General features: G+C 37.2%; 9 protein-coding genes. 8 read left to right on the forward strand and 1 reads right to left on the reverse strand.

Annotated features, from left to right (window positions below; translation table 11 throughout):
- The first annotated feature begins 19 nt into the window (after positions 1-19).
- The 8 genes from K6G87_RS06930 to K6G87_RS06965 all read left to right on the forward strand — a co-directional run bounded on the left by K6G87_RS06930 (position 20) and on the right by K6G87_RS06965 (position 11,461).
- Positions 20-442, forward strand: coding sequence for a hypothetical protein (locus tag K6G87_RS06930; RefSeq protein ID WP_296835291.1), 423 nt, complete (start codon positions 20-22; stop codon positions 440-442).
- 194 nt (positions 443-636) lie between these two features.
- Entirely contained in the window at positions 637-1,371 is a 735-nt protein-coding gene (locus K6G87_RS06935; protein ID WP_296835293.1) for a class I SAM-dependent methyltransferase, read from the forward strand.
- A gap of 260 nt (positions 1,372-1,631) precedes the next feature.
- Complete coding sequence (locus K6G87_RS06940) at positions 1,632-2,243, forward strand: TetR/AcrR family transcriptional regulator (RefSeq protein WP_296835295.1); 612 nt, start codon at positions 1,632-1,634, stop codon at positions 2,241-2,243.
- A gap of 209 nt (positions 2,244-2,452) precedes the next feature.
- The gene (locus K6G87_RS06945; protein ID WP_296835297.1) at positions 2,453-3,082 is read left to right on the forward strand and encodes an MptD family putative ECF transporter S component; all 630 of its coding nucleotides are present in this window, start codon (positions 2,453-2,455) and stop codon (positions 3,080-3,082) included.
- On the forward strand, positions 3,082-3,816 hold the full coding sequence (locus K6G87_RS06950; protein ID WP_296835299.1) for an energy-coupling factor transporter transmembrane component T: 735 nt from the start codon (positions 3,082-3,084) through the stop codon (positions 3,814-3,816). Before K6G87_RS06945 ends, K6G87_RS06950 begins: the two co-directional genes overlap by 1 nt.
- A gap of 5 nt (positions 3,817-3,821) precedes the next feature.
- Entirely contained in the window at positions 3,822-7,127 is a 3,306-nt protein-coding gene (locus K6G87_RS06955) for an energy-coupling factor transporter ATPase (protein WP_296835301.1), read from the forward strand.
- Positions 7,124-8,854, forward strand: coding sequence for an ABC transporter ATP-binding protein (locus K6G87_RS06960; RefSeq protein ID WP_296835303.1), 1,731 nt, complete (start codon positions 7,124-7,126; stop codon positions 8,852-8,854). The genes K6G87_RS06955 and K6G87_RS06960 overlap by 4 nt, the downstream gene beginning before the upstream one ends.
- A gap of 213 nt (positions 8,855-9,067) precedes the next feature.
- Complete coding sequence (locus K6G87_RS06965) at positions 9,068-11,461, forward strand: glycoside hydrolase family 31 protein (protein ID WP_296835305.1); 2,394 nt, start codon at positions 9,068-9,070, stop codon at positions 11,459-11,461.
- Here the strand turns inward: K6G87_RS06965 and K6G87_RS06970 are convergent.
- Complete coding sequence (locus K6G87_RS06970; RefSeq protein ID WP_296835307.1) at positions 11,429-13,561, reverse strand: DUF2339 domain-containing protein; 2,133 nt, start codon at positions 13,559-13,561, stop codon at positions 11,429-11,431. The two genes, K6G87_RS06965 and K6G87_RS06970, sit on opposite strands and share 33 nt — an antisense overlap.
- Positions 13,562-13,737: the final 176 nt, after the last annotated feature.

The raw sequence follows: 13,737 nt of genomic DNA on the forward strand, positions 1-13,737 counted from the left end.
ATGCGCATAAGGATGACTGATGAAAAAATATATAAAAGCTTTAATAACTAGTTTGATTTTTGTTTTTTTAACATGGGTGTATATAGCTATAATGGGGGCAGTGATTCCTATTCTGCCTGATTTTATCAGCGGTTTGATTGAATCTTTTCCAACAGCATTCCTGGTAATAACATGCACTCTTATAGCAGTAATAGTTCTGTTAAAAGTAAAGCCATGGGATACAATACCTAAGATTGCTGTTTTCTGTGTATTATCAGTGCTTTTGAATATCGCGATATATGAATTTAACAATTTTGTTTTATGGATGATCGATCCTTTTGCTGCGGAAGTGATCGTGTTTTGCAATGTAATTTCAACAGTGCTGACATCAGCGATCTTATTGATTGCATATTTGTTTAAGAAAATAAAGGCAACAGAGAAGCAGAATATAATAACTGAGTAACAAGAACCCTCATGCAAGCGGCGAGAGAGCATGAGGGTTTTATTATGTGCTTATGATTGTCATTGTTTATTATAACTACGATTGCCTATGGCTGTTGCGTCTTGTATAATACTAGGCATCGCGTAATTTAAAATAGTGACTAAAAAATTGACGACTTAAAAACTACTAAAATGTCATATTTATTGGAGGTGCATATGAGCAGTTCTGTTGCAGATTATAGAAGTATGGTAGAAGAGCCATGGGGGAAAATGTTCTATGAACTTATTTTTGCACAGTTAGATATTCCCGAAGATAAGCGTTTGAAAATATTGGATTTTGGTGCGGGATTCTGCATTACAGCAGCTCATTATGCAAAGCATCATGACGTAGTTGCAGTCGAACCAAATGAAGAAATGGCCTCTCTGCGCCTTGTTAATGATGAGTATTCTTTTATTCAAAAAGGTATAGACTATTTAAAAACTATTGATGATAATTCTTTTGATATAGTTATATGTCATAATGTTTTGGAATATGCAGATGATAAAGAAGCAATATTAGAGCAGCTTGTAAGAGTATTAAAGCCGGATGGCCAATTATCTGTCGTAAAGCATAATCTATATGGCCGCATAATGGCAAGTGCAGTTTTTTCAGATGATCCTGAAATGGCACTAAAGCTTTTGAACTATGATGGCGAAGAAAGTATGCTCGGAAAGCGTGAAGTATACAGCGAAAATTGGCTTACAAGTACACTGAAAGACAAGATGGAGCTTGAAGATACATATGCTATAAGAACCTTTTTTGGTCTGTCATCCAATAACGAAATTAAATATACAGAAGACTGGTATAAGTCTATGCTGGAACTGGAAATGAAAACATATAATATTGATGAATATAAAAAAATAGCTTTTTTCAATCATCTTATATATAAAAAGCATACATTATTTAATTAATTATTTAATAATCAAATAATCAAATAATGTAGTATTTTAAAAGATCTGTTTTTTCATATAGTATCGACACTCTATCGTCAGAATATTTCTGGCTTCAGGGCGCTACTATATGGAGAACAGATCTTTTTTATTGAATCTTTTCCGTTAGCGAGAATAAGAAAAAATATTGACAAATATGAAATAGGATATATAATTTAAAACAGTGTTTTAAAACACTGTTTTAAATGTGACGCCATAAGCAGAAAGTATTGAGGTAGGAAATGGCAAACAGAATTGAAGGATATGATGAGAAAATAATTGAATATGCTCAGAAAGAATTTCTTGAGAAGGGATATAATGATGCATCTCTTCGTAACATTGCCAAGATGGCAGGAGTTAGCACCAGTACCATGTATACGAGATTTGGAGACAAGGAAGGAATGTTTGAATTCCTGATTGCTCCAACTAAAGAGCTTCCCGTATTTTTGGAAAAGGTATTAAGCGGATATTTTTCCATGGATGTTGAGAATCAGAAGGAGCAATATAAAGAAACAGGAAACACAGGTTTTGACAAGATCATAGATATGATATATACGGATTATCCGTCTTATAAGCTTATTGTTTCGTGCTCTCCCGGTGATACTTACAAGAAATATCTGGAACGTATCACAGCCATTGATGTCAAATATACACTTATTTATCTTAAAGAGAATAACAGTAGTGCACTTCGTGAAGGAAGGATAAATGAAGGATTCTGTCATGTTGTTTCTACAGCATTTTATTCTGCACTTTTTCATTGTGTAGAGCATGATATGTCGAGAGAAGATGCAGTAAGGTATATTACTGAACTTAGAAATTTCTATGGAAGAGGCTGGGAAGAATATTTTAAGTAACTAAAACACACATATAAATTCGTAACTTTTTTTGTAATCTGATTATCTTGGGCAGTTAAGACAAGAAAATCCTTTATTAATTGCCTAAGATATCAGAATCGCAAATGTATAGGTGTAAGTACTGGCTTTATTCATAAGTTTTTGCCCTAGAGTTAGCTATAACTAACTCTAAGGATAAAATATATAACACAATTTAGGAGGAGTAAAAAATGAACACAGCAGTAAAAGAGGTAAGAATTAACACAACAGAAAACGAGGAAAGCGGGAAAATGACAGTAAAGGATCTTATAACGGTCGGTATATTCACTGTCATCTATTTTGTCATTTTCTTTATCAGTGCTATGACAGGTATGGTTCCTGTAATGGCAATTTTCTATCCAGTGCTTATAGCACTTTTGGCAGGAATTCCATGTATTTTATTCTATACAAAGGTCAAGAAGTTTGGAATGGTCACCATTATGGCTACATTATCAGCAGTCCTTCTTGCTCTTATGGGATATGGATATATGGGAATCATTACAGGCCTTGTATTTGGTCTTATAGCTGATCTGATACTTAAATCAGGAAAATATAAGAGTGCCGCTAAAATGGTCCTTGGATATGCAGTTTTTTCTGAATGGGTAATAGGAACACAGCTTCCAATGTTTATTGGCGGTAATGCTTATGCAGAAGCTTTCAGACAGACACAGGGAGATGAATTTGTAGATGAGCTTGAAAAGCTTATAAGCTGGGGAATGTGCGGCATTGTAGTTGTTACTACCTTTGTAGCAGCAATTATCGGTGCATATATTGGTAAAGCTGTTCTTAAGAAACACTTTGAAAGAGCTGGAATTATCTGATGGGCAGGTTTGAAAGTGGTAATGAGGAGGCAGTCATAAACTTTGATCCAAGGACCAAGCTTATGCTCCTTCTCATAATAAATACGGTGATCATATCTGATAGTAAAAGCGTTATTGTAAGCGGCTTGAAAATTTCTTTTGTCATTCTTGTATTCTTCTTCCTTATCGACATGAAGAAGATAAAGATGTCTGTGATCTATACGGTGATATATCTTCTTTCTGCAATTGGAGATCATATCCTAATGGCAGGCTACATAAACGGAATTAGTGCGGGAGGGCTTGTTCTTAGAATAGTGGTATATCTTGTAGAACGCATGCTTCCAAATATGATGATGGCATGGTTTGTTCTTCATACTACAAAGGTCAGTGAATTTATTGCTGCAATGCAGAAAATGCACTTTCCGCAGACTATTACGATACCTTTTGCTACTATTTTTCGCTTTTTTCCAACACTTAAAGATGAGTATTCTTCAATTCAGGATGCTATGAAAATGAGGAACATTCGCTTTGGGACAGGCCTTGTGTCCGGAATAGAGTACAGGATGGTGCCGCTCATAGTATCTGTAACCAAGATAGGCGACGAACTTTCAGCGGCAGCTATGACGAGGGGACTTACTACAGATAGAAGACGTACAAGCTATTGCAAGATCGGCTTTTATATGCAGGATTATGTCGCCTTTATGCTGGCGGCAGCTAGCTTTATGATCTTTATAACGGGACTGATAAGGGGGTGAAAAAAGTGATAGAGATAAGAAATGTTTCATTCACCTATGCCGGTTCCGAGCAGGGAATGTCGCTTGAAAATGTATCTCTTGTTATTCCAAAAGGAAAAGTCACGGTCCTTTGCGGGAGGTCTGGCTGCGGAAAGACAACCTTTGCAAGACTTATAAATGGTCTTGTCCCATATTTTTACAAGGGAGAAATAATTGGTGACATACTGATTGATGGTGAGAGTGTTATAAGAAAAAATGTCCAGGAACGTGCCGGGATGGTTGGCTCTGTGTTTCAAAATCCAAGAACGCAGTTTTTCAATGTTGATTCGACAAGTGAGCTGGTCTTTGGCTGTGAGAATATGGAGCTTTCTCATGAAGAAATGGATAAGCGCCTTTTATCAACTACCAGGATATTTGATATAGACAGGCTGATCAATAAAAGTCTGTTCAAGATGTCTGGTGGCGAGAAGCAAAAGATCGCGTGTGCCTCAGTATCTATGATGGGGCCGGATATATATGTGCTTGATGAACCAACTTCTAATCTTGATCTGCTTTCCATAAAGGAACTGGCCAAGGTCATACGTTTATGGAAGGACCAGGGGAAAACTATAGTGATCGCGGATCACAGGCTTAATTACCTGAAAGGCATAGCTGATAAAGTCGTTCTTATAGAAAAAGGGCATATTGCATGGGAAAAGGATGCAGACGACTTTTATGCACTTTCTGATAAAGAGGCTCATTCCTATGGCCTTAGAAGCCTTGGTGATAGTACTAAGAAAAACGTTAAAGAGGTTCAAAGAAATAATAAAAGCGAAATACTTACAGTAAAGAATCTTGATTTTAAGTATGAGTATGGAAATGGTATACATATCAAAAATCTCAAGATACCTATGGGAAGCATCATAGGTATTATTGGAGAAAATGGTGCCGGTAAGAGTACTTTGGTAAAGTGCATTTGCGGCCTTTTGAAAAACAGCGGTTCGTATTATATAAGCGACAGGAGAGTTACATCAAAGGAACTTCTAAGACAGAGCTACCTGGTCATGCAGGATGTCAATCATCAGCTCTTTACTGAAAGTGTTGATGAAGAGATAAGCATAAGTATACCAAAAGAAAACAAGCCAAGGCAGAATGAAATAATAGAGACAATCCTTACAGATATGGATCTAAAGGAATATGGGAAAATACATCCCATGTCTCTTTCCGGTGGACAGAAACAGCGCGTTGCTGTAGCTACAGCTCTTGCTTCAGATAAAAAAATGCTGTTTTTTGATGAACCAACCAGTGGCCTTGATTATGAACATATGAAGGAGTTTTCACAAAGACTTAAGGAAGTAAGAGATAGTGGAACAACTCCTGTGGTAATTACGCATGATACAGAACTTATTAAAGATGCATGTGACTTTCTTATTCTTGTATCAGAAGGAGAAGTTAAATGGAGCGGAAAATGTGACGAAGCTTCATTACGCATGATTCAGCAGCATTTTGAAAACAATAGTTTTCGAATAAACAAAGATAGGGAGACAGAAATGGAAAAACAAAAAAGTCCCATTGCCAGGGTCTGGGAATTGGGAGAATCGGGACATAAACAGATCATAACGTCAGTTATAATGGCTGTAATTGGCGTACTTGCAGGCATTGTTCCATTTGTTATGGCATCAAAGGTAATATCTTTTCTTATCGAAGGAGAAAAGGAACTGAATGCATATATACCTTATATAGCAGCAGGACTTGCAGGATATCTTATTAATACCCTGCTCTATACGTGGGCTCTTGGTATATCACATAAAGCAACTTTCCGTATACTAAAAGAAATAAGGGAAAAGGTACTTGCAAAACTTCCCAAACTTCCCCTTGGAACGATAATGGAGATGAAGAGCGCAAGGCTTAAGACGACTATCGTGGATCAGATTGACAGCATGGAAACAACACTTGCTCATGTATTTCCTGAGATAGTATCAAATGTGGGAGGCTTTCTTGTTGTATGGATCTATATGTTTGTTATAGACTGGCGTCTTGCGCTTCTTGCAATGATACCCCTTCCGGTTGGAATGGCGCTTATGTCCGCATCAATGAAGGGATATGGTGAGAACTATGCAAAGTCTGTAGAGATCACAACAGATATGAATGAATCCCTTATTGAGTATACAGGAGGTATTGAAGTCATAAAGGCATACAATCAGGGAAAAGAGACTTATACTACCTTGAAGGAAAGATGCCTTGCCAATGCTTCATTTTTCTATAACTGGATGAAGCAGTGTAAGACCAATATATATGCGATGATAATAGCTCCGGCCACTATGCTGACCGTACTTCCCTTTGGATGGCTTTTCTATCAGAATAACAGCCTTACTTTTGAGGAATTCATAACTATGATCATTCTGGCTCTTTGTGTTACAGGCCCTCTTCTTGCAGTAATGGACTTTGTGGATACCCTTGCCAAGCTTGGAACAGTAGTTGGCAATGTAGATGCAATATTAAATGCCAAAGAGCAGGAGCATGTAACTAAAGAAAAAGATCTTACTAAAGGAAAAGATCTTACTAAAGGAAAAGATCTTACTAAAGAAAAAAATCTTACTATAGGAAAAGACATTGACTTAAAAAATGTCGGATTTGCATATACTAAAGATCAGGATGCTGTATTAAAGGGTGTGTCAATACATATTCCTCAGGGAAGTAAAACAGCACTTGTAGGTCCTTCCGGAAGCGGAAAATCTACCATAGCAAAACTCATTGCAGGATTTTGGGATGTTGATACAGGAAGTATCAGCTTTGGAAATGTAGATACCAAAGATATAGCTCTTGATAAACTCTATGACCAGATTTCCTATGTATCACAGGACAATTTCCTCTTTGATGATACGATCCTGGAAAATATAAGGATGGGAAAACTGAGTGCAACTGATGAAGAAGTAATAGAGTGTGCAAAGGCTTCAGGCTGTGATGCATTTATTAGAAATCTTGAAAATGGATATCAGACACGTGTAGGCGGAGGCGGCGCTCATCTCTCAGGCGGTGAAAGACAGCGAATCGCCATAGCAAGAGCAATGCTCAAAGATGCACCTATTGTCATTCTCGACGAAGCAACAGCCTATATCGATCCTGAAAATGAAGCGGTTATTCAAAAGGCAGTCGGAAAGCTTGTCAAGAATAAGACCCTTATCGTTATCGCCCACAGACTTTCTACTATCACTGATTCTGATCAGATTGTGCTTGTAAATGATGGAAAGATAGAAACTGTAGGAAAGCATTATGAACTTCTTAAGTCCAGCCCTCTTTATAAGAGCATGTGGGATGCGCATATCGGTGTAAAGGAAGGTGTTGTAGCGTGATAAGAGCAATAAAAGATATATTAAAATTCTCCGGAACAGAATCCGGAAACATAAATAAATCCATTCTTTTTGGAATCCTTGCAGGCGTTGGAAGAATGATAGAAATGGCAGGAATTTATTTTATCATAACTGCAATAATAAATATGGCAAAAGGATATGCTCCGTCATGGCAGTCGTTTTTGATAGTTCTATCAGGTGTTGTTGTTGCATGCTTTGCAAAAGGGTATTCTCAAATGGAACAGACTCATGCAGGATACTTCATGGCAGCTAATAAGAGAATTGCCATAGCTGATCATATAAGGACAATCCCCATGGGATATTTTAATGAGAACAGCCTTGGCGAACTTGTTGGAACAATGACGAGTGTCATCGACAATATCGAAACACTTGCACCAATGGTAATGGTAAGGCTGATGGACGGCCTTATTACATCCCTTGTAATGCTGATATGCGTTCTTGCGTTCGATCTAAGATTTGGATTAACAATGCTTCTTGTAGAATGCATCTATTTACTTATATCATCCATGATGGAACAAAAGTCTAAACAGGTAGCGCCCCTTCGCCAGGATTCAGAGGTAAAGCTTGTATCTGCTGTTCTTGAATGGGTACAGGGAATGAGTATTGTTAAATCCTTCAATCTGACAGGAAGAGGTGACAGAGCTCTTTCTGATGCACTTGAATATAATAGAAAGAGTAATACTAAACTTGAAGGATTATTCGTTCCTTATACAATAGCGCAGAAGATTGTCCTTCAGATAGGAACTTTTGCCCTGATAACAGAAAGTGTTTATTTCTATCTTAAGGGGACACTATCACTTACATATACCTTGATGATGATCGTAATGTCATTTATGGTATTTGCTCATATTGGAAGCGCAGGAAGCGCCATGGCGATTCTGCGTCTTCTCACATCATCCATGGAGAAGGCCAATAAGCCTGAAAGCATTGAAAAAATGGATGAATCAGGCCATGAATATGAATCAAATAAGCATGATATTGAATTTAAAAATGTCAATTTTTCCTATGATAAAAGACAAGTCCTTAGTAATATAAGCTTTAAGATCCCTGATAAGACTACAACAGCAATTGTAGGTACAAGCGGCTCAGGTAAGACTACTATCTGCAATCTTATCGCAAGATTCTGGGATGTAGACTCTGGAGAAGTTGTGATGGGCGGAAGGAATATTAAAGACTATACTTTGGAAGCATTGATGTCACAGATCAGTATGGTATTTCAGAATGTCTATCTCTTTGCAGATACCATTGAGAACAATATCAAATTTGGTTCTCTAAATGCTTCGCATGAGGATGTCGTAAGAGCAGCAAGGGAAGCTGCATGTGATGACTTTATAGAATCACTTCCTGATGGTTATGATACAGTGATAGGTGAGGGAGGTGCATCCCTTTCAGGTGGTGAGAAGCAGAGAATATCTATCGCAAGAGCAATACTTAAAGATTCTCCTGTTATCATACTTGATGAAGCAACAGCCAATGTTGATCCTGAGAATGAAGACAGGCTTCAAAAGGCAATAGACAGACTGACAGCAAATAAGACTATCATAATGATAGCTCACAGATTAAAGACTGTAAGAGGCGCTGATCAGATACTGGTCGTTGATGAAGGAAAGATAGTTGACAGAGGAAATCATAAAGAGCTCCTTGCAAAAGAAGGATTGTATCGCAGATTTATCATGGGAAGAGAAGAAGCAGAGAACTGGAAGATATGATCTTGTCATAATGATTTTTGATATAAAAAAGTGTTCTTTTTAGCGCAACAAATGATAACCCTGTAAAATAAAATAAGAGTAGCATAAAAACGTGGATAAGAGCTATTAAACTATATAGCGTTTTAGTTCATAACGACTTGTTTTTATGTTGAAAAGTGCATGGTAGTCCAAAACTAATTACCATGCACTTTTATTGTCTTAAGGGAGGTTTTTATGCTTGAGTGTATTCCGTATTCTGTGCTTAATGTAGTCAGGGCCCAAAGAGATGGCGACTATCTGACACTTATTCTGTCCAAGGGCATTCAAAGGATAATACCTGTTAGTGACAGGTGTATAAGGGTCATTTATACGCAGGATGATTCTATTAACGAAGAGTCTGTAAATAGTAAACCTGGCATTATAGATATTAAGCCATTTTCAGACTGGACATACGAAGAAGATGAAAAGACGATCACTATATTACTTCCAAAACTCAAAGTTGTAATAAAAAAGGAGGGAGCTTCCTATGCTTATTATGATGAAGAGAGAAGGCTTCTTTTAAGAGAGCGTTCCAAAAGAAGTAAAGAGCTTTGGAAAGTTCCGGTATATAAAGCAGATGAAAAAGGTATACAAAAAGAATACATAGATACAGCTGACGGGCGCAAAGAAGTAATACGTAGTGCAGATAAGATCAAGATTAGAGAGGCTTACAGAACAAGGATAAATCTTATATTTGATGCTGATGAAGCTATATTTGGTCTTGGCCAGCACGAGGAAGGTTATCATAGCCTTAGGGGGCAGAAAATATATTTGTGCCAGGGAAATCGAAGGATAGCAGTTCCTATGTTTGTATCTACCAAAGGATATGGACTACTTGTAAATACCTACAGCCCGTCTATCTTCAATGATACAAATGAGGGCACTTATTTCTTTACAGAAGCTGACAGCGAGATGGATTTCTTCTTTATAAACGGATCTTGTGAAAAGATGGATGGCGTTATCAGAGAGTATAGAAAGATAAGTGGCAAAGCCAGAATGCTTCCAAAGTGGGCCTTTGGATATATTCAGTCTCAGGAAAGATATGAAACCCAGGAAGAAATCCTTGATATATCAAAAGAATACAGAGACAGAGATATAGGTCTTGACTGCATTGTACTCGACTGGTGCTATTGGAAAGATGGCATGTGGGGACAGAAAAATTTTGATCCTGAAAGATTCCCTGATCCTGATAAGATGACAGACGAGCTCCATAATGATAATGTCCACTTCATGATATCAATATGGCCTAATTTCGGCGAAGAAGCCGCAAACTATTCTGAATTTCAAAAGGAAAAAGAACTTCTACCCGGGATAAATATCTATAATGCTTTAGCAAAAAGAGGCAGGGATATTTACTGGAAACAGGCAGAGAAAGGCCTCTTTTGCCATGGTATAGATGCCTGGTGGTGCGATAATTCTGAGCCTATTACCCCTGAGTGGAATGAAACAGTAAAACCTGAAGTATCCAGAATATATGATGAATACTGCAGTCAGGTTTCAATGTACATGCCTATGGAGATGACCAATGCCTTTGGCTTATATCACGCGATGGGAATATATGAAGGTCAGAGAGGCAGTGACTTATTTAAAGATAAGCGTGTTGTCAATCTTACTCGAAGCGGCTATATAGGGCAGCAGCGTTATGGAACGATCCTGTGGTCAGGCGATATATCTGCAAGCTGGGATACTTTTAGAAAGCAGATTGCAGCAGGACTTCACTTCAGCGCAAGCGGCCTTCCGTATTGGACTACAGATATCGGAGCCTTTTTTGTCAAAAATGGTCTTCAGTGGTACTGGGACGGAGATTATGATCTTGGACCAAAGGATCCTGCATATTGCGAGCTGTTTACAAGATGGTATCAATGGGCGGTATTTCTGCCGGTATTCAGAGGCCATGGAACAGATTTCAGACGTGAATTATGGCAATTTGATAATGATGCAGCTCCTTTTTATGATGCTCTTGTTAGTGCCAACCACCTGCGCTATAGGCTTATGCCATATATTTACAGCCTTGCAGGTGCAGTATGGCATGATGATGCGCTTATGATACGACCTCTTTCATTTGAGTTTACAGAGGATAGGAATACCTGGGACATAATGGACCAGTATATGTTTGGTAAAGACATGATGGTCTGCCCTGTGACTGAGCCAATTTTCTTCGATCATGATATAGATGGCAACTCAGTAAGAATGGAAGGCATAGATTGCAAAAATATTAGAAAAGTATACCTCCCCAAGGGGCATAAGTGGATAGACTTTAATACATCAAAAAGCTATGAAGGAGGTCAGTTTATAGAAGTAGAAGCACCTCTTGATACAATCCCTGTATTTGTCAGGGCAGGGGCTATTATTCCGACAACTGCATATAAAGGACATGTTCAGAAAAAAGATGATATCACACTTAATATATACGCAGGTGCAGATGGAAATTTCACTCTCTATGAAGATGAGGGTGATGGCTACGAATATGAATCAGGAGCCTACACCCTCACTAATATTAAGTATGATGATTTATCAAGGAAAGTTTTTATTAATGGCACTGAAAATGCAGATGAATCAGGATTTAAGATCAGATTTATCGGTATTTAACTTTTGACCAACTGCATTGTAGATCATGTTAATGACAAAGCAGAGCATACCGCTTATAAAGAAGCTTATAACCCTTCCTATAGTAGTGGCAGCAGATATATCTACAAATACAAGCTTGAATACACAGATCATTGCAAGGCATAGACCAAATAGTCTGAAGCCCTTGTATTTAAAGGCAAAGCCTATTATGATACACGCAATTGCCATTACTAAAAGGAAGATAGATACAACAACAGCTTCTGCATCAAATATATATAGAGCACCTATAAGAAGAAGCAGGTATTTGACTCCAACATAGAAATCCCATCCTGTTTTATGCCTGTCAAGAAGATTTTTGGAATTGATCGTAAACAGTGCAGTTAATACTACAACATATAAAACCTTGAAGATACTAAGAAGTCCTTCGTTATTGCCTATAAGATACAATCTGTGCATGGATTCAACTATCATATTGGTATATCCAAGATACATAAGTACAATATTAACTATGTATGAGGCAATACGGACTTCTTTGGTATCTTTATGCCTTATCTTGAATATATAGTTGACAGCACCGCATATTATCATCATGAAGAAATAGGCGTAGCCTGTGAATGCACGATAATCATAATCATTTTGAGTAAGGGAGCTGATATGATAAAAGAGGTCAAATATAAAGCTTCCAATAAGATAAATAAGTACCAAATGTGATGTGATAAGAACCTTTAAAGATCTTGTCTTAAATTTGTGATAGCATACATATGCTCCAATAAGTGGAAGCACCATATACAAGTACTGCCACAGCGTAAAGACATTTTCATTTATAATGAGCCAGATATAGAGCAAGCAGGATAAAAGCTGTGGTACAAACAGATTTATTTCTTTTTTCTTCTCAGTAATAAGCATTGTGCTAAGGAAAGCACAAGTAGAGATATAAGTTATAACTGTAAATATTGTATGTATCAAGTCTTTATTATCATAAATTCCGCCAAGATAACATCCTTCGAGAGCCAAAGATGACGAATCCAGTATTATAAGAAATTCAAAAAAACATATAGGCATAAAAAACCGAGCATAGCTGAGCTGCTTTGCCCCAAGCTCGGAGAATTTAATTGAATATCCTATGTAGAGAATACAGTATAAAGTAGCGATTATGAGGAAAAAGGGAACCAGCATTTCATCAAGAAGTGAAATGCCTGGCCAGTATATGATAAGGCATAAAAGGCCTCCAACAAGCTCAGTTGCTTTTATATTTTTGTACGCAATATGCTCATATACTAATAGTAAAGACTGTGTAGTAATAATATATATCATTACAAGGAAAAGCAGAAATTTATCATCGTTTATTAGGCCAAGTAATAAAGACAGGAAAATGCCTGCCTGTGCAATAGACCGAAATACAGCATTATTGATTTTGGATATGTAGATACTGATAACCCATACAAATATAAGCCCATATAGAACATAAGGATTTAGATAGCCAAATATTACCTTGGTAACAAATAATGACAGATATACTGCGCCGTATCCGCATCCGGCAAGTGCAACATAGAATTTGTTTTCCGGATCTTTTTTCATAAGAAAAAGTCCACCAATAAGGAAAGCAAAGCTTATGACGAACATAAGAGTGATCTTGGCTGCATCAGGAAGATTTGGAACTATAAGAGAAGCACCTAGTATAATTGCAATAAATATAAGAACAGATGCAAATATACCCATGAGCCTTTTTCCTAAAATATTCTCTATATCACGAGGCTGTTTTTTGTTTGAAATAGTATTATAGCTTGGCTTGTCATTCTCTAAGTATTTATCAGAAGAAACTTTATCAGAAAAGATTGCTTCATCTGGAAGGATAGTCTCTTTTACACCTTTAGCATTATTAACTGAATTAATTCCGGATTTTTCAGACTGCAAAGGTTCTTGTTTATTTTCTTCGGTACCATAACTGTTTTTAACAGTATTAAGCTGATCACTTATATTTAGACTGCTTTCAAAAGAAAACGTCTTATTACTTGAATAAAGTTCATTTTGGATAGACTGCATCTGATCTTTGAGCGTATTTATTTCCAAAGTGAGATTTTGAACACGCTTTTCTAAAATCTCAATTCTGTTATCTTCCACAAAATTGTCCCCCTTGTTCATTTTGATAACCCTTTATATAATGACGTAAGGGTCAAAAGTCATTTCGATTCGAGCTTGCTCGAAATCGAATATGAATTTATGACCCGCCAAACATGAGCAAAGTAGCACGTAGTGCGGATTTGCGAATGTTTGAGGATTGTGAGAGTTTCGAAGAA

The organism is Butyrivibrio sp. (assembly GCF_024699075.1).

What these genes read in the sequence shown, in the direction of transcription:
- K6G87_RS06940 (WP_296835295.1), top strand. Translation starts at nt 1,632, where the DNA reads ATGGCAAACAGAATTGAAGGATATGATGAGAAAATAATTGAATATGCT.
- K6G87_RS06930 (WP_296835291.1), top strand. Translation starts at nt 20, where the DNA reads ATGAAAAAATATATAAAAGCTTTAATAACTAGTTTGATTTTTGTTTTT.
- K6G87_RS06945 (WP_296835297.1), top strand. Translation starts at nt 2,453, where the DNA reads ATGAACACAGCAGTAAAAGAGGTAAGAATTAACACAACAGAAAACGAG.
- K6G87_RS06950 (WP_296835299.1), top strand. Translation starts at nt 3,082, where the DNA reads ATGGGCAGGTTTGAAAGTGGTAATGAGGAGGCAGTCATAAACTTTGAT.
- K6G87_RS06935 (WP_296835293.1), top strand. Translation starts at nt 637, where the DNA reads ATGAGCAGTTCTGTTGCAGATTATAGAAGTATGGTAGAAGAGCCATGG.
- K6G87_RS06965 (WP_296835305.1), top strand. Translation starts at nt 9,068, where the DNA reads ATGCTTGAGTGTATTCCGTATTCTGTGCTTAATGTAGTCAGGGCCCAA.